20 protein-coding genes are annotated in these 19,710 nt (G+C 65.0%); 10 read left to right on the top strand and 10 right to left on the bottom strand.

Annotated features, from left to right (window positions below):
• Positions 1 to 8 precede the first annotated feature (8 nt).
• Positions 9 to 1,034, top strand: coding sequence for a threonine-phosphate decarboxylase CobD (gene cobD, locus LQG66_RS36940; RefSeq protein ID WP_231321801.1), 1,026 nt, complete (start codon positions 9 to 11; stop codon positions 1,032 to 1,034).
• A gap of 6 nt (positions 1,035 to 1,040) precedes the next feature.
• On the opposite strand, the gene cobS is transcribed toward cobD, so the two are convergent.
• The 3 genes from cobS to cobT are packed head-to-tail and all read right to left on the bottom strand — an operon-like array spanning position 1,041 to position 3,408.
• A complete protein-coding gene (gene cobS / locus LQG66_RS36935) occupies positions 1,041 to 1,763 on the bottom strand; it encodes an adenosylcobinamide-GDP ribazoletransferase (protein WP_231321788.1) in 723 nt (240 codons plus the stop codon).
• Positions 1,760 to 2,353: a histidine phosphatase family protein gene (locus LQG66_RS36930; RefSeq protein ID WP_231321785.1), complete on the bottom strand. Its 594-nt coding sequence runs from the start codon at positions 2,351 to 2,353 to the stop codon at positions 1,760 to 1,762. The genes cobS and LQG66_RS36930 overlap by 4 nt, the downstream gene beginning before the upstream one ends.
• Positions 2,353 to 3,408 carry a nicotinate-nucleotide--dimethylbenzimidazole phosphoribosyltransferase gene (gene cobT, locus LQG66_RS36925; RefSeq protein WP_231328082.1) on the bottom strand — a complete coding sequence of 352 codons (1,056 nt, stop codon included), beginning with the start codon at positions 3,406 to 3,408 and terminating at the stop codon, positions 2,353 to 2,355. Before cobT ends, LQG66_RS36930 begins: the two co-directional genes overlap by 1 nt.
• A gap of 205 nt (positions 3,409 to 3,613) precedes the next feature.
• On the opposite strand from cobT, the gene LQG66_RS36920 reads away from it, so the two are divergent.
• From LQG66_RS36920 to LQG66_RS36900, 5 genes are all read left to right on the top strand, one after another.
• Complete coding sequence (locus LQG66_RS36920) at positions 3,614 to 5,971, top strand: Orn/Lys/Arg family decarboxylase (protein WP_231321776.1); 2,358 nt, start codon at positions 3,614 to 3,616, stop codon at positions 5,969 to 5,971.
• 8 nt (positions 5,972 to 5,979) lie between these two features.
• Positions 5,980 to 6,555, top strand: a complete 576-nt coding sequence (locus tag LQG66_RS36915) for a GNAT family N-acetyltransferase (protein WP_231321773.1) — start codon at positions 5,980 to 5,982, stop codon at positions 6,553 to 6,555.
• A 192-nt stretch (positions 6,556 to 6,747) separates the two neighbouring features.
• Positions 6,748 to 7,284: a TetR/AcrR family transcriptional regulator gene (locus LQG66_RS36910; protein WP_231321771.1), complete on the top strand. Its 537-nt coding sequence runs from the start codon at positions 6,748 to 6,750 to the stop codon at positions 7,282 to 7,284.
• 70 nt (positions 7,285 to 7,354) lie between these two features.
• Positions 7,355 to 8,299: a DMT family transporter gene (locus LQG66_RS36905; protein WP_231321768.1), complete on the top strand. Its 945-nt coding sequence runs from the start codon at positions 7,355 to 7,357 to the stop codon at positions 8,297 to 8,299.
• Positions 8,296 to 9,225, top strand: coding sequence for an alpha/beta fold hydrolase (locus LQG66_RS36900; RefSeq protein ID WP_231321757.1), 930 nt, complete (start codon positions 8,296 to 8,298; stop codon positions 9,223 to 9,225). Before LQG66_RS36905 ends, LQG66_RS36900 begins: the two co-directional genes overlap by 4 nt.
• A 29-nt stretch (positions 9,226 to 9,254) precedes the next feature.
• Here LQG66_RS36900 and LQG66_RS36895 read toward each other — a convergent pair whose 3' ends face one another.
• Entirely contained in the window at positions 9,255 to 9,467 is a 213-nt protein-coding gene (locus tag LQG66_RS36895; protein WP_231321755.1) for a hypothetical protein, read from the bottom strand.
• 418 nt (positions 9,468 to 9,885) lie between these two features.
• The gene (locus LQG66_RS36890; RefSeq protein WP_231321753.1) at positions 9,886 to 10,935 is read right to left on the bottom strand and encodes a hydroxyacid dehydrogenase; all 1,050 of its coding nucleotides are present in this window, start codon (positions 10,933 to 10,935) and stop codon (positions 9,886 to 9,888) included.
• A gap of 155 nt (positions 10,936 to 11,090) precedes the next feature.
• On the opposite strand from LQG66_RS36890, the gene LQG66_RS36885 reads away from it, so the two are divergent.
• The 3 genes from LQG66_RS36885 (at position 11,091) to LQG66_RS36875 (ending at position 12,729) form a co-directional block, all read left to right on the top strand.
• A complete protein-coding gene (locus LQG66_RS36885; protein ID WP_231321751.1) occupies positions 11,091 to 11,642 on the top strand; it encodes a thiamine pyrophosphate-binding protein in 552 nt (183 codons plus the stop codon).
• Positions 11,639 to 12,253, top strand: a complete 615-nt coding sequence (locus LQG66_RS36880) for a thiamine pyrophosphate-dependent enzyme (RefSeq protein ID WP_231321749.1) — start codon at positions 11,639 to 11,641, stop codon at positions 12,251 to 12,253. The genes LQG66_RS36885 and LQG66_RS36880 overlap by 4 nt, the downstream gene beginning before the upstream one ends.
• Positions 12,254 to 12,375: 122 nt before the next feature.
• Complete coding sequence (locus LQG66_RS36875; protein ID WP_231321747.1) at positions 12,376 to 12,729, top strand: VanZ family protein; 354 nt, start codon at positions 12,376 to 12,378, stop codon at positions 12,727 to 12,729.
• A 59-nt stretch (positions 12,730 to 12,788) separates the two neighbouring features.
• Here the strand turns inward: LQG66_RS36875 and LQG66_RS36870 are convergent, their stop codons facing one another.
• Positions 12,789 to 13,178, bottom strand: coding sequence for a DUF1236 domain-containing protein (locus LQG66_RS36870; RefSeq protein WP_231321743.1), 390 nt, complete (start codon positions 13,176 to 13,178; stop codon positions 12,789 to 12,791).
• Positions 13,179 to 14,197: 1,019 nt separating this feature from the next.
• Here LQG66_RS36870 and LQG66_RS36865 point away from each other — a divergent pair.
• Positions 14,198 to 15,598, top strand: a complete 1,401-nt coding sequence (locus LQG66_RS36865; protein WP_231321741.1) for a TAXI family TRAP transporter solute-binding subunit — start codon at positions 14,198 to 14,200, stop codon at positions 15,596 to 15,598.
• Positions 15,599 to 15,864: 266 nt separating this feature from the next.
• Here LQG66_RS36865 and LQG66_RS36860 read toward each other — a convergent pair whose 3' ends face one another.
• The 4 genes from LQG66_RS36860 to LQG66_RS36845 form a co-directional block, all read right to left on the bottom strand.
• Positions 15,865 to 17,667 carry an adenine deaminase gene (locus LQG66_RS36860; RefSeq protein WP_231321739.1) on the bottom strand — a complete coding sequence of 601 codons (1,803 nt, stop codon included), beginning with the start codon at positions 17,665 to 17,667 and terminating at the stop codon, positions 15,865 to 15,867.
• Between the two features lie 161 nt (positions 17,668 to 17,828).
• On the bottom strand, positions 17,829 to 18,077 hold the full coding sequence (locus LQG66_RS36855) for a hypothetical protein (RefSeq protein ID WP_231321737.1): 249 nt from the start codon (positions 18,075 to 18,077) through the stop codon (positions 17,829 to 17,831).
• 63 nt (positions 18,078 to 18,140) lie between these two features.
• Entirely contained in the window at positions 18,141 to 18,968 is an 828-nt protein-coding gene (locus LQG66_RS36850) for a hypothetical protein (RefSeq protein WP_231321735.1), read from the bottom strand.
• A gap of 32 nt (positions 18,969 to 19,000) precedes the next feature.
• Entirely contained in the window at positions 19,001 to 19,612 is a 612-nt protein-coding gene (locus tag LQG66_RS36845) for a hypothetical protein (RefSeq protein WP_231321733.1), read from the bottom strand.
• Positions 19,613 to 19,710: the final 98 nt, after the last annotated feature.

The raw sequence follows: 19,710 nt of genomic DNA, 5'->3' as shown, positions 1-19,710 counted from the left end.
GGACAGACATGGACGACGACAGATCGACTAGCACGTGCACGGAAGAGCCGGAAGCGATCCTTCACGGCGGCGATCTCGACGAGATCAGCCGTCGCTACCCGGATGCGCCACGGCCGTGGATCGACCTGTCGACAGGCATCAACCCTGTGCCCTACCCCGTGCCGCAAATCCCGCCCGCGGCCTGGGCCCGTCTGCCAGCCAGATCCGAGCAGCATGCGCTGCTCGCGGCGGCAGCAGCGCGCTATGGCGTGGAAGCGCCCGCAATGATCGTTGCCGCGCCCGGCACGCAGGCCCTGCTGCAGATCCTCCCGCGGCTGCGCCCGCGCGCGACCGTCGCAGTGCTCGCGCCGACCTATGAGGAGCATGCGCTGTGCTGGCGCCGTTGCGGTCATCGCGTGGCCCTGGTCGATGATGTCGACGCGCTCGCCGTCGCCGACGTCGCTGTCATCGTGAATCCCAACAACCCGACCGGCCGCTTGCTGCCACGTGACACGCTGGTCGCACTGGCCGCGACGCTGCGACGACGCGACGGCCTGCTGATCGTCGACGAGGCTTTCACCGATCTCCATCCCAACGCGAGCCTCGTGGCCGACCTGCCGCCCGCGACGATCGTGCTGCGCTCCTTCGGCAAGGTCTACGGCCTTGCCGGCGTCCGCCTCGGCTTTGCGATCAGCTCCGAAGACATCGTGCGGCGACTGCCCGAAGAGCTCGGACCGTGGGCGATATCGGGACCCGCGATTGCCATCGGGACGGCGGCGCTGGCCGACGATGCTTGGCTGGCGCAGACAGGTGCGCGGCTAACGGCAGATTGCCTGCGCCTTGATGCGCTGCTCGGCAGCGCGGGCTGCAATGTCGTCGGCGGCACGCCGCTGTTCCGGTTGATCGACACCGCGAACGCGCCTGACATCGCCGAGCGGCTCGCTCGTCACGGCATTCACGTCCGGCGCTTTCCGGCCCATCCGGCCTGGCTGCGCTTTGGCCTGCCGGGAGATGAGACGAGCTGGCAGCGGCTGGCGCAGGCGCTCGGCCGCTGACGCAGTTCAGCCGAGGACGCAGGCGAGCAGCAGCAGTGTCTCGGTCACCTCGATGCTGGCGCCGTGACAGTCGCCGGTGATGCCGCCGAGCCGCCATTGCCAGTAGAAGGCGACCGCCGGAACGACAGCGATGGCTATCAGGGTGGCAGGTGCGCCGGCGAATGCCGCAATGGCGAGCGCAATGCCCCAGGCGACAATGACGTTCCAGCCGACGCTGTTCGCGATGCTCGCGCCCAGTCCTGGCTTCAGCGAGAGCAGCGTCTTGTTGCAGACCAGCGTGCCCCATCGCGCCCAGGCCGGGATCAGAACCAGCGCCCAGAGCGCGGCAGGCTCGGTCGCCAGCTCGGCGACGAGCACCAGCTTCGCGATCATCTGCAAGGTGATCGCGACGACGGCGAAGCTGCCCGCATGGGGATCACCGAGCACGGCGATGAACCGCTCCGGCTTGCCATGCGAGGCTCCGAACGCATCGGCGACATCGCCGAGCCCATCGAGGTGCAGCGCGCCGGTGATCCAGATCCAGACGACGAGCACGGCGAGCGCAACGATCCACGGATCGGCGCTGTGAAGAAGCCGGGCGATCAGAGCCAGACACAGCCCGACCACCAGTCCGGCCGCGGGAAACCACGGCGCTGCGCGCGCGAGATCGTCCGGGCGCGGATCGATGATGCGCGGCGTCGGCAGCCGCGTCAGGAATTGCAGCGCGATCCAGAATTCACGGAAGCTCATGGCTGGATGATCTCGACGATTTCGCCCCAGGGTGCGCCATCCCCGCCCTGCCCGGCAGCGAGCATGATGCGGGTCCCCGGATGAATGCGCAAACTCCACAATTGATGCAACGGCCAGCCGAGCAGATGGGACAGCGCGGCGCGAATGGCGCCGCCATGCGCGACCACCAGGACCGGCGCGGGTTCGGGACGGGCGAGAATACGATCGAGCGCACGCGCCACGCGCTGCTGCAGATCGGCCCAGCTCTCGCCATCCGGCGCTGATGCCGCGGGATCAGCATGGAAGGCGTCGAGCAAGGCGGCCCCGCCAGGTTCGGCCGCGATGTCGCTGCGCTTACGCCCCTCCCAGCGCCCGAAATCGAGCTCGCTCCAATCGGCGTCGATGTCCAGCGCACACCCGGTCCGTCGCGCATAGTCCTCGGCGGCTGCACGTGCCCGCGCCCGCGGCGAGCTGACGACGCGGCGCCAGATGCCACCTTGCGTCTGCCGCCGGAATTGGTCCCAGCCGGCATCGCTGAGCGGCGGATCGGTGCGGCCATCGAGGTAACCATCGCGGCCGGTCGTGCCATGGCGCAGAAGATCGATCCGCATCAGGATTCGCGTCCCGATACGGCGGCCTCCGCGAAGGTCGCCATGCCGTTGTGGAGCGCGCAGGCGAGCCGGATGATCGGGAGCGCCGTCGCCGCGCCGGAGGCCTCGCCGAGCCGCAGATCGAGATCGATCAAGGCCCGGGCACCGAGCGCCTCGAGCACCATGCCGTGGCCGCGCTCGGCCGAGCGGTGCGAGAACAGCAGCCAGGGCCGGCACGAGGGATTGAGCCTGACGGCCACGAGCGCCGCGACCGAGACGATGAAGCCGTCGACCAGCACCGGCCAGCGCCGCTGCGCGGCGGCGATGATCGCGCCGGTCATCGCGATGATCTCGAGGCCGCCGACGGCTTCCATCACCTCAGCGACCGGCGCGTCAGATGCAAGGCCATGCCGCGCCAGCGCATCGGCGATGACCTTCGCCTTCTTCGCCCGGCCCTCGGCGTCGAGCCCGGTCCCGCTGCCGACGATGTCGGCAGGCGCGCATGACAGCAGCGCGGCTGCCATCGCGGCGGCCGAGGTGGTATTGCCGATGCCCATCTCGCCGAAAATCAAGAGCTGCGGAGCATGGCCGGCCTGCCGCTCGACGGCCCGGTGTCCGACATCGCACGCAAATGCGACCTCCTCCGGCGTCAGCGCGCGTTCGACGCTGAAATCGCGGGTACCGCGCCGCGGCTTGTCGACGACCACCCCCCGCATCGGTTCAACGGCCAGGGTGCCGGCATCCACGACCTCGAGAGGACAGCCCAGGCTGCGCGACAGCACCGAGATCGCCGCCCCGCCGCCGGCGAAATTGCCCAGCATCTGCACCGTGACTTCGGGCGGATAGGCCGAGACCCCCCGCGCGGCGATGCCGTGATCCCCGGCGAACAGCACCACAGGGACGCGGTCGGCACCTGGCGTCTTTGAGGCCTGCAGCGCCGCAAGCGCGACCGCGACCTCCTCCAGCCGTCCGAGCGCTCCCATCGGCTTCGTCAGTTGCGCCTGGCGCGCCAGGGCCGCCTCGCGATGAGTCTCGGAGGGAGCCGCACATTCAACGCTGATCCATTCAGGGAGCACCACGGATCCTTTCAGCTCTGCTAAGTGTTGGGACGATTGCCACTGCGACACGGCCAACACAAGCGCATGGGCGCGGTCCCCTAGAGCGCAGGACGCGAACAAAGCAGGCTCATTGGCAGAACCTTGGCGCGCCCTATGCCTGATTGTCATCCACCTGTCATCGAACCGGTCGAGACGTGACTGCCCACCAGCCCGAAAGACTCGCATGGATTACTTCCGCCGCTTCACCTTCCTGTTCGCCGCGCCCGTCTTCGAGACCGACGACCTCGCCGGCGTCCGCTTCAACCAGATCATCGAGGAGATCCAGCGCTCGGGGTTCGAGGTCGTGCGCGCTCGCAAGCTGGAGGATGCCGAGATCGCCGTGCAGACCGATGCCGCGATCGGCTGCATGGTCGTGGAATGGGGCAAGAAGGGGCTGGAAGGCAAGACGGCGTCGCTGATCAACCTGATGCGCCGGCGCGGTCTGGATTTCCCGATCATCCTCCTGATTCGGCGCAAGCGATTCGAGGACCTGCCGGTGGAGGTACTCGACTTCATCGACGGCTACGTCTTCCTGTCGGAGGAGACCCCCGCCTTCATCGCCAAGAACCTGATCAGCCGGCTGAAGCAATATGCCGAGACGCTGAAGACGCCATTTTTCGGCGCGCTCGTCGACTATGCCGAGGAAGGCAACCAGCTCTGGACCTGCCCCGGGCACAATGGCGGCGTGTTCTACAGCCGCAGCCCGATCGGACGGGTGTTCGTCGAGCATCTTGGCGAGGCCGTATTCCGCGACGATCTCGACAATTCGGTGCTCGACCTCGGCGACCTCCTCACCCATGAGGGACCGGCGCTGCGCGCCCAGAAGGAAGCGGCGCAGATCTTCGGCGCCGAGAAGACCTATTTCGTCCTCAACGGTACCTCGACCTCGAACAAGGTGGTGCTTGGGGCGCTGGTCACCGACGGCGACCTCGTGCTGTTCGACCGCAACAACCACAAGGCCGCCCACCATGGCGCGCTGCTGATCTCGGGCGGGGTCCCGATCTACATCCCGACGGTGCGCAATCCCTGGGGCCTGATCGGCCCGATGCGCTGGGACCTGCTCGACGAGGAGCACCTCAGACAGCAGATCCGCAACAGCCCCCTGGTGAAGGACCCCGACGCGTGGCGCAAGGAGCGGCCGTTCCGGATCGCCGTGGTCGAGCAGTGCACCTATGACGGCACCATCCACAGCGCGGAGATGATCCTGAAGCGCATCGGCCATCTCTGCGACTACATCATGTTCGACGAGGCCTGGGCCGGCTTCATGAAATTTCACCCGCTCTATGCCGGGCGCTTCGCCATGGGACTCGGCGAGCTCGGACCCGACGCTCCCGGCATCATTGCCACCCAATCGACCCACAAGCAGCTCGCGAGCTTCTCGCAGGCGTCCCAGATCCACGTCAAGGACCGCCACATCAAGGGCCAGCGGCGACGGGTCGAGCATCGCCGCTTCAACGAAAGCTTCATGCAGCACGCCTCGACCTCGCCGTTCTATCCGCTGTTCGCGTCGCTTGATGTCGGCGCGCAGATGATGAAGGGCCGCTCCGGCGAGGTGCTGTGGGACGACACGATCCGGCTCGGCATCGAACTGCGCAAGAAGATCCGCGCGATGCGCCGCGAGTTCGAGGAGAAGGAGAAGGACCCGGCCAGGCGCTGGTTCTTCGAGCCGTTCGTGCCTGATCGGGTGTCCATTCCCGATGCGGCCAGTGCGGACGCTCGCCACGACGTGGCCTGGGAGGCGATCTCGACCGACCAACTCGCGACCGACGCCTCGCTTTGGCAGCTCGCGCCCGGCGCGGCATGGCACGGCTTTCCGGATCTCGCCGCAGGCTTCGCCATGACCGATCCGAACAAGCTGACCCTGCTGACCCCCGGCTTCGATCGGGTCACGGGCGGCTATGCCGAACACGGCATCCCCGCCCCGGTCGTCGCCCAATATCTACGCGAGAACCGCATCGTGGCGGAGAAGAACGATCTCAACTCGCTGCTGTTCCTGCTTACGCCGGGCGTTGAGGCGAGCAAGGCGGGCACCCTGATCAGCGGGCTCGTCGCGTTCAAGCGGCTCCACGACGACAACGTGCTGCTGGAGGATGCTATCCCGGAATTCACGCGCCGCCGATTTGCCAGATACGGCAAGGTGCGGCTGCGCGACCTCTGCGCCGAGATGCATCGGTTCTACCGCGAGGCCGACGTGAGCGCGCTGCAGGCCAAGCAGTTCCAGCCTCAGCACATGCCGGAGATCGCGATGTCGCCACGCGAGGCGGCGCGTGCGCTGATGCGCAACGAGGTCGACTACCTGCCGATCGATCAGATCGCGGGACGCATCGCGACAACGCCTTTCGTGGTCTACCCGCCGGGCATCGCCACCATCGTGCCAGGCGAACGACTCGCCGACCGCGCCAAACCGATGATCGACTACCTCAAGATGTTCGAGCGCGCCTTCAACACGTTCCCGGGCTTCGACGTCGAGATTCAGGGATTGTACAAGGAGATCGACGAATCTGGTCAGATTCGGCTCTACACCTATGTTTGCGCAGAGTAATCCGAACCATGGACAGCACGACGACCGCTCTCGAAACCGAACCGCCGGTCAACGTCCGGCCGTCACGTGACGAGGACGTCGAGGCGATGCTCGCGATCTACCGGCGCCACGTTCGCCGCGGGGTCGAAGACAGCGCCGCCGGTTCGGGGGCTCCGGAGCCGGATGACCTCAAGCAGCGGCGCAAGAACCTGCGCAATCAGCGTCTGCCGCATCTGGTGGCGACGTTTCGCGGCGAGGTCGTCGGCTACGCCTATGTGGTGCAGTTCAGGAAGCGGCCCGCCTACCGGTTTGCGGTCAAGCACTCGATCTACGTGCATCACGAGCATCTCAGCCGCGGGGTCGGCCGGCTGTTGATGCAAGCTCTGATCGACGCCTGTGCCGCTGCCGGATATCGCCAGATGATCGGCTACATCGATGCGGACAACACCGCTTCGCTCAGCATCCACGAGCGGTTCGGCTTCGTCCGGGTCGGGCTGCTTCCAGGGGTTGCGTACCGCTATGGCCGCTGGTCCGATACGGTGATGGTGCAACGCTCCCTCGGTCCGGGCGCCAGCGAGGCACCGCCTCCAGGGCTCGGCCGCTAAGGACCGCCGCGACCGGATGACCGCATACTCCCGGTTGTCCCGGCGCCGGTGCTGAAACCGATCTTCCAGGAGACCTCTTGCATTTAACGACCGAACGGTCATGATATATGAATGATGGCACGAAACACCTCAGCAAGGTTGCCGAGAGGCCGCCCTCGAGAGTTCGACCCGGAAACGGCCGTCGAGCGCGCCATGGATGTGTTCTGGTCGCACGGCTATCACGGCACATCGCTTCCGGACCTGCTTGAAGCGACAAAGCTGTCGCGCGGCAGTCTCTACACCGCCTTCGGCGACAAGCACGGCCTGTTTTTACGCTCCCTCGACCGATACATCGACGACGCTCTGGCCCGGCTCGATACCGAGCTCGACTCCCGGCAGAACGCGCTCGCGGGCCTGCGTGCCTGTCTCGACGGCTATGTCGGTCGCACCAGTGGTGCCAAAGGAAAGCGCGGATGTCTGGTCGTGGCGACGGCGATGGAGCTCGTCGCGCACGACGTCGAGGTCGAAAAGCGCATCCGGCGCTTCTTCACGACGATGGAACGGCGGCTGGCTGACGCACTGGCACGCGCGCGGGCCGAGGGCGAGCTGGCGGATGGAGTCGAGCCCTTGAGCGCCGCGCGCATCCTGTTGTGCCTGGTCGAAGGCCTCCGTGTCGTCGGCAAGACGGGGATCGATCGAACCGTGTGGCAAACCACGGTCGACGCACTGTTCGACCGTTTCACAAAGTAGGGGACAGCGTGAGTACCAAGTTCCACAAGCACCTCTATATCTGGACTGAACGGTCGTGAAAGAGGCGTCGATGTCGCCGATCGAAATCGCTTGCGCCCTGCTGGTGCCGCTGCTGTGGGGATTCCAGTTCGTTGTGATCAAGGTTGGCCTGACGGCGTTTCCTCCGCTGTTTTTTCTCGGCCTGCGCTTCGCGATCATCGCCGCGCTCGTGCTTCCGTTCGTCGGGCGCCTCACGCGGCGCGAGCTTGGGCCGGTCGTCGGGATATCGATTTTCATGGGTGGCCTGAATTTCGGACTGGTCTATGCCGGGCTCGCACACGGCGAAGCGGGTGTGTTGGCGGTCGCGTTCCAGCTCCAGACACCGTTCACGGTTCTGCTCGCTTGGCCGCTCCTCGGCGAGCGACCGCCGCTGCGGGTGGTCCTCGGCGTGGCGGTCGCATTCGCAGGCGTAGGACTCACGGTCGCGGCGCCGACGGTGCCGATCGAGCTCCTTCCGACCTTGCTGGTCATCGGCGCCGGGCTTGCCATGGCAATCGGAAACGTGCTCACCAAGCGTTACGGTCCGTTCGAGCCTCTGAAGCTCATGGCCTGGGTGTCGCTCTTCACCGTGCCGCAAGTTTGGGTGGCCTCGGCGTTGCTCGAGCATGGCCAACTCGCCTCACTGCACACCTCCCCGCCCCTGGCGTGGGTGGCCTTTGCCTACACTGTCGTGCTCGGCGGGATCGCCGGCTTTGGCTTGTGGTTCTGGCTGATCGCGAAATGCTCGATGGCACGGATTGCACCCTACGGGCTGCTCCAGACGGCCTACGCGATAGCCGGTGGCGTGATTTTCCTGCACGAGCCGCTGACCGCGCGCCTTGCCGCCGGCGCGCTGATTTGCATCTGCGGCGTGGCGATCACCCAAAGCCGATCCTTTGCGCGGCCCGGCGCCCGATCGCGCCCTGCGAGCCCGTCGAGAGCCACGCCGCCCGAGCCCGTTCATCAGTCGCGATCGACTCAAGGACGAACGCCATGACCAGTGACACCAGCCATTCCTCGCCCCATCGCCTGTTCGAAGGTTTCGCCAGGCTCGACCATGCGACCTCACGCACGCGCTTCAGTGGGGTCGTTGGCGGAAACGGGCCGCCCGTCCTGCTGTTGCATGGCTATCCGCAAGACCATGCCTGCTGGCATGCTGTCGCGCCGGCTTTGGCGACCCGCCACACGGTCATCGTTCCCGACCTGCCAGGCTACGGGAACAGCCAGACGCTCGATGCCGGGCCCTGGGACAAGCGCTCGGTCGGCATCGAGCTGGTTGCCATGATGCGAGCCCTCGGTCATGAGCGCTTTGCCGTCGTTGGGCATGATCGTGGCGCGCGCGTCGGTTATCGGCTGACGCTGGATCACCCGGATCACGTCCGCGCCTATGCCGCCCTCGCTGTCGTGCCGACCCTGGATGTCCGAGCCGCCGTGGACTGGCGGTTTGCCATGGGTGCTTTCCATTGGTTTCTGTTAGCTCAGCCCGGCGATCTCCCCGAACGCCTGCTGGCCTCCGATCCGGACGCCTTCCTGGACGCCACGCTCGAACAGATGGCCGGTGGGATCCACAAACTGCATCCCGACGCCGTTGCCGCCTATCGTGAGGCTTTCCGAAAGGCGTCCGTACGCCATGCGATCATCGAGGATTACCGTGCCGCCAATGGCCCCGATGTCGCGCATGATTTGGCTGACCGTGCCGCCGGCCGCAGGATCGCATGTCCGGTGCTGGTGCTATGGGCCGCAGAGCGTTTGGTCGCCGAGGGGATGGAGAGCGGCACGCTCACCGCCGCCGAAGTTTGGCGCCGCTGGGCCGACGACGTGCGCGGTGTCGAGATCGCCTGCGGTCATTTGCTGCCGGAACGGGCTCCCGACGCCGTGCTCGATGCCTTGACCCCGTTTCTTGAGGGAACGGGGTTCGCGTAGGGCGTCTCGAAGCGATGGCCTACGTCGCATCAGGACGGAAAGTCGGCCGACTTCACCCGGATGCGATCAGCGTGCAGCGACCAATCGCGCAGCGCCTGCTGCTCGCAGAATCTCTTCTTTGCAATTTCAGTGGCTTGGCCTTCACTCTCGGCATCAACTTCAAGCGTGCACTGACAGATCTCGCTCTCGCGGCCGTTCTCGCCGAGCACATCTTTCATGAAGTGAACGACATAGTGGGACATGGAACCTCCCTGCTGTTTCAGCAGTCCTTGAAGTCCATGTTACCGCGCTCGCGCCGTGGCTGTTGACCGATATCAATCGGTCGATGCAAATATTTGATGCAGCAACGGAACCGGCTCAGGCGCCGGCGGATGGCAGGCTCGCAGCAGCGATCGCGACGAAGTTCGAGACGGCGCGACGAACGCGACCGTGTGTTGCCCTCAGGATTGAATTCAGCCGACGCATCTGACCAGGTCCTTCTGCGCCGAGCGAAGGATCACCCCTAAGCTCATGGCGCAGAAAGGAAAATGATCAGCCTGGCGGCGGCTGTCGAGACGCGCCGGAAAATAGCAATGTCCGGTTCGTCGAAGCCGGCCTGGAGAGAAGATTCATTGCTGCATCACGGCTTCCGACGCATGAAATCTTCTCGGTCGCACCTGGCTACGCGGGCGCCACCCCGAACGTCTCGCGGAAACGGGCACTGTAGAGCGGCCACGCCTCCGGATTGATCAGGCGCGGCGGCCGCCCGCCGTCAAGCGCAGCGAGCAGCTGCTCGGCGGCGATCTGCCCCATGTTCTGCCGCGCCTCCCGGGTGACCCCGGCCGTATGCGGGCTCGCCAGGACGTTGTCGAACTGCAGCAGCGGATGCTCCGGCGGCGGCGGTTCCTTGGACCAGACGTCGAGCCCGGCACCGGCGATGCGCTTATCGCGCAGCACCTCGAGCAGCGCATCCTCGTCGTGGATGAAGCCGCGGGCTGTGGTGATGAAATAGGCACCCGGCTGCATCAGCGCGAATTCGCTGGGACCGATCATGCCCCGGCTTTCCCTGGTCAGCGGGCAATTGATCGAGACGAAGTCGGACTCCCGCATCAGTTCATGGAGCTCGACCTTCGTCGCGCCACGCGCGGCGATCTCCGCTGCGGAGAGATAGGGATCGTAGGCCAGAACGGTCATCCCGAGCAGGCCGCTGCACAGCGCGGCGATGCGGCGGCCGACCTGGCCGAGCCCGACGATGCCGACCGTGCGGCCCTGCACTTCATGCCCGATCAGGTCGTTGCGGTTGACGTCACGCTCCCGGCGCAGCCTGCGATCGGACTCGATGATCCGCTTCGACAGGGTCAGCATCATGCCGAGGGTGTGCTCGGCGACCGAATGGGCATTGCCGCCGGACTGGTTCACGACCAGGACGCCCGCCTTGGTGCAAGCGTCAACATCGACCGGGTCATAGCCCGCGCCGTTGCTGGACACGATCAGCAGATGGGGCGCGCGCCGCAACAGCTCGGCATCGACGTGGAAGTGCGGCGCAAGCTCATCACGGGCCGCGCCGACCTGGTAGGCATGCGCCGCGGCGAGGATCGGCGCGGCCACCTCGTCGGAACTGTCGTTCTCCAACCGATCGAGCCGGACATCCGGACGGGACGCAAGGTGTTCGCTGAAGATCGGATGCGCCAGATATTTGACGTAGAAGACGCGCTTCAAGTTCGCGGCCATGATCGGGGCGACCTCCTGGTTTCTTGTTGCTTGATTTCGGATTCGGGCGGCGGATGCCTGACCGGCCGGCCGACATGTTGACAATCAGGCCGGCCGCGTCAAGCTCGGTGGAGCGTCATCTCGGAAGACACGATGAGCGCCAGGGAGGAACAGCAATGGCCGCCGAAGCCGATGCGGCGCGATCAGCATCACCCGCGCCAAGCTGGCATGACATCGTCCTGCATACGCTCAAGCGCAACGCGGTCGACCTCGTTCCCTATGTGCCCGACCGCGTCCTGACCCCGCTGATCGAGAGCCTGCACGCCGATCCATTCTTCACGACGTTCGCCACCGCGCGCGAGGAGGAAGCCGTCGGCATTCTCTCGGGCGCCTGGATGGGCGGCCGGCGCGGCGCGCTGCTGATGCAGACCTCGGGGTTCGCGACACTGGCCAACGTGCTGGCCTCACTGGTCGTGCCCTGCCAGATCCCGCTGATCATGGTCGTGTCCGAGCGCGGCACGCTCGGTGAGTTCAACTATGGCCAGTCGCTGGTGTGCCGGACGATGCGGCCGGTGCTGGATGCGCTGGCCATGGAGCACCACACCATGACCCGCCTCGACGAGTTGGAGTTCGTCGTCGATCGCTCGATCAAGCAGGCCATAGCCACGCAGGCGCCGGTGGCGCTGATCCTGTCGCCCCTGCTCACCGGCGGAAAGGTGTTCGCATGAGCGCAGCCGAGACCGGCCATCACGTGCGCAACACAAAGGTCATGAACCGCTTCGATCTGACCTGCCGGCTGGTCGCGAAGCTGACACGCGAGGAAGCCGTGATCGGCGGCATCGGCAACACCAATTTCGATCTGTGGGCGGCGGGCCAGCGGCCGCAGAACTTCTACATGCTCGGCAGCATGGGCCTCGCCTGCCCGATCGCGCTCGGCGTCGCGCTGGCGCAGCCGCAGCGTCGCGTCGTCGCACTCGAAGGCGACGGCTCGCTGCTGATGCAGCTGGGCTGCCTGACCACGATCGCGACACGTGCACCGAAGAATTTGGCCATCATCGTGATGGACAATGGCGTCTATCAGATCACCGGAAGCCAGCCGACGCCGGCGCGGCATGCCGACATCGTCGCGATTGCCGCGGGGTGCGGCATCTCCGCCAGTCATTGGGCGGCGGACGAGGAGGATTTCGAACGCCTGGTCGACCTCGCGCTACAGGCCGCCGGCCCGGTGCTGATCGCGGCGCGCATCGACGACAAGCCGGGCGTGGGGGCCACGCGGCGCGATCCCGCGCAGATCCGGGAGCGCTTCATGCAGGGTCTGGGCGTGCGGCAGCCGATCTGAGCGCCGCCGGCCGGCAGCCCGCGGTATGATGAGAAAGCTTCGCTCGGAGCCACGTTAACTACATCGGCGGCTCAAGCGGCTGTGACCCCGGCTGATGGCCCGGATCATGCTATGCAGCGGGCATGAAAATCGTATTTCGCCTGTCGGCCTGGCTGCTCGCCGCAGCCGTTGCCTTCGCAACGCTGGGGCCCCCGAACTATCGGCCCCATTCCCATCTTGGACAGGATGGCGAACACGCCTTGGCCTTCATCCTGATCGGCCTGGCCTTCGGCCTCGCCTATCGCAGTCATCGGTTGCTGGCGACGACCATCGCGGTGGTGCTGATCGGTGCGCTCGAAGTCGCGCAGTTCTGGGCGCCCGGGCGTCACGCGCGCCTGGAGGATTTCCTCGTCGACGCCGCGGCCGCCTGTATCGGCTTCGGCCTTGCCGCCACCTTCGACTGGCTCGCCCGGCAGGTTCGCGCGCAAACGACCTGAGCGCAAAGAAAGGCCCCGCCGCGTCAGCAGCGAGGCCTCCCCTGTGTGACGGCGTCAGATCACTCGATGATCTTGATCACGCGGCGCGTGCGCGGATCGACGATCACCCGCCGATCATTGACGACCGCATAGCGATACTCGGTGTAGCGCGGCACGGGGCGCAGCTCGACCGTATCGGGCAAGGGCTCGCCCACCACGACGCGCTCGCGCACGACCACCGACGGCGCGCGCTCGGCATCGATCGAGGTGATCACGGCATTCGGAATCTCCAGGCCCGCACCGACGGCCGCTCCGACCGTCCCGCCGACCATGGCACCGACCGGTCCGGCAACAGCGCCACCGGCCGCAGCGCCGTTCGCGGCGCCCTCGACGGTCGTGGACTGGGCAAAGGCGGCAGTCGAGGCCAGCAGCGACGCGGCAACCAGCGAAACAGCAACACGTGTTCTCATCTTCGTCCTCCAGTGTGTTCAAGATGTCCGCTCAACACCGAGAGATCGCCTGCAGTTCCGGTTCCACGTGACCTAAAGTTCGTCATGCCGACGGAACGAACCACGCCGAGCCTGCGCCAGGGGCGCGATTGAAGGAGATCGTTCTGGTCCTATCCACGTTTCAAACAGCTGCGGCCGTGCGTTCGTAGCCTCGCGGCGGATCACGCCCGAGTGCTGCGATCGAGATGCCCTCGAATAGCGAGAGGGCGCAGGGAATGCCGGGTGAAGGCCTCACCCATGGCCCGCCTGCGAAAAAAATGCAGGCGGCAGGTACCACAGGTTCAGCCGTTCAACCGGCATTCCCCGCGCGGCGGTCTTAACGCTTCTTTCGTGCTCTCCCCGGGGACCGGCTGATTGACCCCGTCGCCTGCAATGCATGATCACAGGTTTGACCTCGGCACCGGGAGGCCAGGACCACACGACTTCGCGTCCGTGATGCGTCGTTCGTCCACATGCGATAAGCGCACGCTGCGACGCTCCACGGCCACCGCATCCCCGCCTCACGTGTCGTGACGATCGCGCGCAACGTCCCTCTCATCGAGGCGGGATGCGCGCATCATGCATGATTTCTGAAAAAAAGAAACAAAAATTTTTCGGCGGGCGCTCGCAGGTCCGCCTCCCTCTGATTTGGCTTGAGAAATGCTGCCCGTCGCGCTGACCGGGCGTCGCCGCGCATGACCCTGCAATGGTGCAAAAGCGCGCGAACGACCGGGCTGATTTGCCCGACGTGCAGGCCGACGAGAGCCGCGCACCGCTGTATTCGAACAGCGGCGAGGGCCAATGGTCATCAGCTCGGCGTTCTATACAGCGACAGCTATAACCCGAAGCGGACCCTGGAGGCCTAAGGACCGCCCGTCGCAAACCTGGCCACCTTTCGTGAACTCTCTAGGCGCGGCGGAACATTCCAGACGGAAACCGGTTCGCCCAGGTTCCCGGCGCGCTTGTAGCCGAACAGGCGTTCGTTGTGAGAGGGTCCGCTGATGTCACCGTCCGATCCAGTCAGGAGTGCTCACGATCGTCGTCAACGAAGGTTGCTCATCGTGTTGGCTTTGGGATTTGTTGCCTTTGGCGCCGCTGCGGCCGCCCTCTTCTACGTCTTGCAGCCCGAGACTCTCCGGATCGCCGTTGGACCGGCAGGGAGCGACGACCACCAGGTGGTCCAGGCGATGGCCGACGCTTTCGGTGAGGAAAGCAGGACGGTCAGGCTCTCCCCCATCACGACCGGAGGAGCGGCTGAATCGCTCGCCCTGCTGTCCGCCGACAAAACCGACCTGGCGGTCGGCCGCGGCGACCTTGGCATGCCGCCCGACGCGCAAACGTTGGCCATCCTGCGGAAGAACTACGTCGTCCTGTGGTCGCCCTCCGGACGACGCGGCAACGAGCCCAAGAAGAAGGCCACCGGCAAGATCGGAGAGATCGCGCATCTGGCGGGTCACAAAGTCGGCATCATCGGGAGGACCGGAGCAAACGTCGCAGTCCTCCAGACCATTCTGGAGGGCTCCGGCGTGCCCCCCGATAAGGTTGCCACGGCCCAATTTGGGACAGACGAGATCGAAAAGCTTGCGCAAGACCCTACCCTCGATGCGTATCTCGCCGTCGGTCCGCTCGACAGCAAAATCACGGCAAACGCCATCGCCGCGACTGCCCGAGCGCGCGGAGCTCCCACCTTTCTTCCAATCGACGCATCCGAGGCCATTGCTCTGAAGCACGCGCGCTATGAGGCCGAGGAAATTCCGGCCAGCGTCTTCAACGCGCAGCCGGCCTGGCCGGAGGACAAGGTCGACACGATCAGCGTCAACCACCTGATCTTGGCGAGAAAGGAACTGTCTGAAGCCAAGGCGGCGGCCTTCTATCGGCAGCTTTTCGCGGTGCGCGACACGATCACGCAAGGCGTGGCCGGCGCTTCGCACATCACGAAGCCCGACACGGAGAAGGAGACTGAACCCTCGGTGCATCGGGGCGCCGCGGCGGTCATCAACGGCACGGAGCGAACCTTTCTGGACAAGTACAGCGACTACTTCTGGTTCGCCCTGCTTGTTCTTTCCGGCATCGGTTCCGCCGCCGCCTGGCTGCGTCGCTATCTGAACCACGACGAACCGGACGACAACACCAGCTGTCGCAACCGCATTCTTGCCGCGGTGTCGGAGGTGCGCAATGCCGGGTCGGAAGACGATCTGCTGACAGTGCAGCGCGAGGTCGATGCGATCATCGGCGAGACCCTCAAATTCTACGATGATGGAGCAATCGAACAAGAGGACCTGGCCGCATTCGGTCTGGTCCTTGAACTTTTCAATCATGCCATGGCCGAAAGGCGAGCGACGCTGCAGAGCGCCACGGCCGATCAAACGAAGACCGCTCCAACCCTCGCCTCTCGGCGATAGGCGCGCCCGGCCAAGGTCCTCATCGGCGCCTTGAGTCGCGACGAGCTGCTGCAAGTTCCGACCCTGCCGGATACGGTGTTCGAACACATCGCTTCTGCATCCGCTCAGGCCTCGCCGCGGGCAGACGGGCTCGAAGTAAGCCCTCCCATGGCAGGAAGGCATCTTTTTGATCCGAAGCGGGCGCCGTCCCGGAGAGGGAGCGCACAGTCCTTTGCGAAACAGCTCGGTCCCGTCTTGCTGCAAACGACGTCCGAGATCGTGCCGGCCTATTCGAACAGCGGCGCCAGCTCCATCTGCGGCACCAGGACGAGGCCCTTGTCGGTGATGCGGATCTCCGGGATGACCGAGAGCGGGATCAGGTTGAAGCCCATATAGGGAATGGTGCAGCCGGCCTCGGTCCATTCCGCCTTGAGCAGCTTGACCTGTTCGGCCACCTCGGTGACGCGCTTGTCGGACAACAGCCCCGCGATCGGCAGCGGCACCATCGCCCTCACCTTGCCGTCGGCGACGACGCAGACACCGCCCTGTTGCGCGCCGATCGCGGCCACGGCGGCCTGCATGTCGGCTTCGTTGGTGCCGGCCACGATGATGTTGTGGCTGTCATGACCGACGCTCGAGGCGACCGCACCACGCTTGAGGCCGAAGTCCTTCAGCAGCCCATGCGCGACATTGCCGGCCGACTTGCCGTGCCGCTCGATCACCGCGACGAAACACAGGCCGTGGCGCGCGAACAGCGTGTCCCAATCCTTCGCCGGCTCGATCGCCACCTTGTCATGAATGAGTGTGATGCCCGGCAGCGCCGTCTTGATCGCGTTCACCGTGCAGGCCTTGGTCGGCAGCTCCGGCGTCAGCGTCATCTGCGCCGGCAGCTTGACCGTGGCATAGGCCGCCTTCGGGTACTGGTAGCGCTGCGACAGCGCCTGATCGAGACGCGGCGTGATCCGGCCCTGGTCGACCACGAGTTCGCCGCCATACCAGGTCGATTGCGGCTTCAGGCCGTCGTCGAGCAGCACGAGATCGGCGCGGCGGCCGCCGCCGAGGCCGCCGATTTCGCCGTCCATGCCGAACCGCGTCGCGCCATGCAGCGAGCCCATCGACCACGCCTGCTCCGGCGACATCCCGGCCTTCACGGCTTCGCGCACCACCCAGTCGAGCCCGAACAGCATGAGGTCGTCGGCGTCGCGATCGTCGGTACACACGGCGGTGCGCTTATGCGAGGCGCCGAGCTCGGTGATGGTGCGGATCGCCTGCGGCAGGCTGTGCCACGGCGTGGTCGGCGGTCCGCCGCGCAGGAAGATCCACACCCCGGCGTCGAGCAGGTCATCGGCGATGTCGCGGTCGATCGCCTCATGGGTGTCGGTCACGCCGCTCGCCGCATAGGCCGCGACGAACTCGCGGCCATAGACATGCCCCGACACCGGCCGCCCGCGCTTGAGCGCCGCAGCGAGAATGGCATGGCTGCGCTCGTCGCCCATGGCCACCGGCACGAAGTCCATCTTCTCGCCGAGCCCGACCGCCTCCGGCCAGCGATCGAACAGGCCGGCGATCTTGTCCGGCGTGAGATCGCCGCCGGCCGTCTCCAGCGCCGCCGAGGTCGCCGGCACGGTCGAGGGCACGGTGAGAAAGATCGACAGCGGCGCCTCGCGCGCGTCCTCCAGCATGGCTTCGACGCCGGCGACGTCCATTACGTTGCCGATCTCGTGGCTGTCGCAGAAGATCGTCGTAGTGCCGTTGAGCAGAGCGGCCTCGGCATAGGCGCAGGCCGTCACCATCGAGGACTCGATATGGATGTGCGGATCGACCAGGCCCGGCGCGATGATGCCGGCGGCCGCGTCGTAGATGGCGAAGCCACCCGCGAAGGACTTGTGAGCCCCGGCCGGCTTCACTGCCGCCATCCGCCCACCGGTGATCCAGAGCTCGCGACCCGGATGAATGCGCTCCGAATAGGTCGAGAGCACGCGCGCGCCGGTGATGACGAGATCCGGCGCGACGCGCCCCGAGGCGACATCGGCCAATCGGCGCGTCATGGTGTGCAGGGGGGCGACCGCAAAGCGCGTGAGTTTGGTCATGGCAGTCTCGCTGGCGTGTTCAGGTGATCCGGCACGATGGTTGCGCGCGATGCGGACGACCGCAAGCCCAAATAGGTCGGCAGAGCTGATTACGGCTTAAGCAGCGCATGGGCGAGCGGGCCATCCCCTCTCCCTGATCTTCATGGCATTGGCCGCGCACCCTACGGCCCGTCAGGCAACCAATTCGCCATGACCGAGGGGGGCTCACGCTCGGACTGCTCGCACTGCCGACCGATCTGCCGCGCATCCAGGTCTGTGCCTTGCGAGCGCTCGTCGATGCAGCCAGGGCGCGCAACCGGCAGCGTCATCAGGCCACGATTCTGATCAACGCCGCGCGAGAAGGTGTGGCGGTTCAACGTCGCCGAGCGGATGGTGCTGAAGGCGCCGCCGGTGATGGGTATTGTGGTCATAATGCTCCACTGCACGGTACCGCAATTTCGTAACCGACAGCATGACAGTCGTTTTAGCTCAGCTTAATGCAACCACCAGAATAGATGCTCGATAAGGTGGCTCATGTGAGACTTAACGACTTCCCTGAGCGCCATGAGCGTGCCGTCGATCGTCTGTCCTTTTATCGTGTCAGCAAATCGGACGCTGCTAATCCTCAATCCGTTGACAATTCTCCGCATCCATCCGACGCTCACAACACCCGACTTAAGCTTGTCTAATCCTCCCTTGAGGTCTTGAACGACCGCGTCACGCTCTTGCGGATGCTTGATGGAGTATCCGTTGTCCTGCTCGATCGCTTCCGTCGCTGCGCCAAGCTGTTTAGTGGCTTCCGTGACGACGGGGTCGGTCTGATCGAGTGTGATTGGCGCCCATTCATCGGCAGGCTCAGGATGGGCGGCCTCAGCAAACGAATCTGACGTGAATTCGGAGACTGCTGCGGCGGAATAGTCGGCGCTCGTGATTTTGAGATCCTGTGCGGTGCCGTTGACCTTGGGGAGAGCGGCCATAAGCCACTCGCGCCGGTCCCCCGACATCCTTGCCTTGTAGAACACGCTCGACGGCGTTTTCTCCCATTCGTCCAGCAACCTCTCGAAGTTCGGGCCACGATGCCAAAGTATTGGCCCGAAGGCATCTAAAACCAACTTGATCGCGCCTAGTCTTTCTAAACGCCGCAACGCCTCCTGACGAAGCGGAGCGCTCTCGACGAAATCATGCCATTCGCTATCATCATTTACTGCAAAGTCCCTGGCAAAACTTGACTCACCGTGCAGATCGCGCGGGTAATCGAAATGGATAAACAGCGCGAGCATGTAGTACTCGGGCGCCAACTTGAGAAACGTATCTCGATCCATGCTAGTTTTTCCACCTGGAAATGGGCGGGAGCTCAACCAGAAGGGACACTCCTGCCGCTCTTCTTGTTGAGGCGTTCTTCCCACATCTCCAATTGAATCAGGAAGAATGACGCCTGCCGCACGTACTCCTCGATCTCACTTTGACTTAGCCGCCGAGCGTGGGCGAGCACGTTTCGTCCTTCCTGTAGGGTGTCGAACAACTTTGCGAAGCCGCTGTCGATCTGCTTCTGCGATCGCAAATGTCTCACTACGTCCCTGGCGTGGAGCCTTCCCTTTTGAGGTGCCAGACCGAGCGCGATTCCTATGTTAATAAGCTTCAGTTCTATATCTTTGAATAGGACCATTGCCTGTCCTTCGTCCGCCGGCTGGGAACGAAGGTCTTTGAGCCTATCGATATGCTTACTCAGAGTTTTCGTCATCTCCTCTGCGGTCTCTTCAGGCTCTTCCTCTTTGGCCTGCTCGATCAGTTCCGCGCCCGTCGATAGCAGCTTATCGAACTTAACCGTTGCGCCCCCGAAGCTCAGTTCAAGTATCCGTTCGGCCAATGAGCCCAAGTGCTTGCGCACGGCAAACACGATGATCAGCACAACAACCGGCCACGCAAGATGGCCTACAATGTCCGCGATGAATTGGAGCCAGTTCATCGAGCGCCCTCAATTCCGATAGAATGATATTCTACCCGAAGCCCCCTGGCAAAGCCATTAGCCTGACTGTGCACTCAATTGCGCGAGCCGCCCGATCG

The sequence above is a fragment of the Bradyrhizobium ontarionense genome (assembly GCF_021088345.1).
GTDB lineage: Bacteria > Pseudomonadota > Alphaproteobacteria > Rhizobiales > Xanthobacteraceae > Bradyrhizobium > Bradyrhizobium ontarionense.
This window is presented reverse-complemented; position numbering and strand designations above follow the sequence as displayed.

Coding starts and splice junctions, on each gene's coding strand:
- LQG66_RS36855 (WP_231321737.1), bottom strand. CDS start 18,077: ATGACCACAATACCCATCACCGGCGGCGCCTTCAGCACCATCCGCTCG.
- LQG66_RS36920 (WP_231321776.1), top strand. CDS start 3,614: ATGGATTACTTCCGCCGCTTCACCTTCCTGTTCGCCGCGCCCGTCTTC.
- LQG66_RS36860 (WP_231321739.1), bottom strand. CDS start 17,667: ATGACCAAACTCACGCGCTTTGCGGTCGCCCCCCTGCACACCATGACG.
- cobD (WP_231321801.1), top strand. CDS start 9: ATGGACGACGACAGATCGACTAGCACGTGCACGGAAGAGCCGGAAGCG.
- LQG66_RS36875 (WP_231321747.1), top strand. CDS start 12,376: ATGAAAATCGTATTTCGCCTGTCGGCCTGGCTGCTCGCCGCAGCCGTT.
- LQG66_RS36900 (WP_231321757.1), top strand. CDS start 8,296: ATGACCAGTGACACCAGCCATTCCTCGCCCCATCGCCTGTTCGAAGGT.
- LQG66_RS36915 (WP_231321773.1), top strand. CDS start 5,980: ATGGACAGCACGACGACCGCTCTCGAAACCGAACCGCCGGTCAACGTC.
- LQG66_RS36910 (WP_231321771.1), top strand. CDS start 6,748: ATGGATGTGTTCTGGTCGCACGGCTATCACGGCACATCGCTTCCGGAC.
- LQG66_RS36845 (WP_231321733.1), bottom strand. CDS start 19,612: ATGAACTGGCTCCAATTCATCGCGGACATTGTAGGCCATCTTGCGTGG.
- cobS (WP_231321788.1), bottom strand. CDS start 1,763: ATGAGCTTCCGTGAATTCTGGATCGCGCTGCAATTCCTGACGCGGCTG.
- LQG66_RS36895 (WP_231321755.1), bottom strand. CDS start 9,467: ATGTCCCACTATGTCGTTCACTTCATGAAAGATGTGCTCGGCGAGAAC.
- LQG66_RS36930 (WP_231321785.1), bottom strand. CDS start 2,353: ATGCGGATCGATCTTCTGCGCCATGGCACGACCGGCCGCGATGGTTAC.
- LQG66_RS36870 (WP_231321743.1), bottom strand. CDS start 13,178: ATGAGAACACGTGTTGCTGTTTCGCTGGTTGCCGCGTCGCTGCTGGCC.
- LQG66_RS36885 (WP_231321751.1), top strand. CDS start 11,091: ATGGCCGCCGAAGCCGATGCGGCGCGATCAGCATCACCCGCGCCAAGC.
- LQG66_RS36905 (WP_231321768.1), top strand. CDS start 7,355: ATGTCGCCGATCGAAATCGCTTGCGCCCTGCTGGTGCCGCTGCTGTGG.
- LQG66_RS36890 (WP_231321753.1), bottom strand. CDS start 10,935: ATGGCCGCGAACTTGAAGCGCGTCTTCTACGTCAAATATCTGGCGCAT.
- LQG66_RS36865 (WP_231321741.1), top strand. CDS start 14,198: ATGTCACCGTCCGATCCAGTCAGGAGTGCTCACGATCGTCGTCAACGA.
- LQG66_RS36850 (WP_231321735.1), bottom strand. CDS start 18,968: ATGGATCGAGATACGTTTCTCAAGTTGGCGCCCGAGTACTACATGCTC.
- LQG66_RS36880 (WP_231321749.1), top strand. CDS start 11,639: ATGAGCGCAGCCGAGACCGGCCATCACGTGCGCAACACAAAGGTCATG.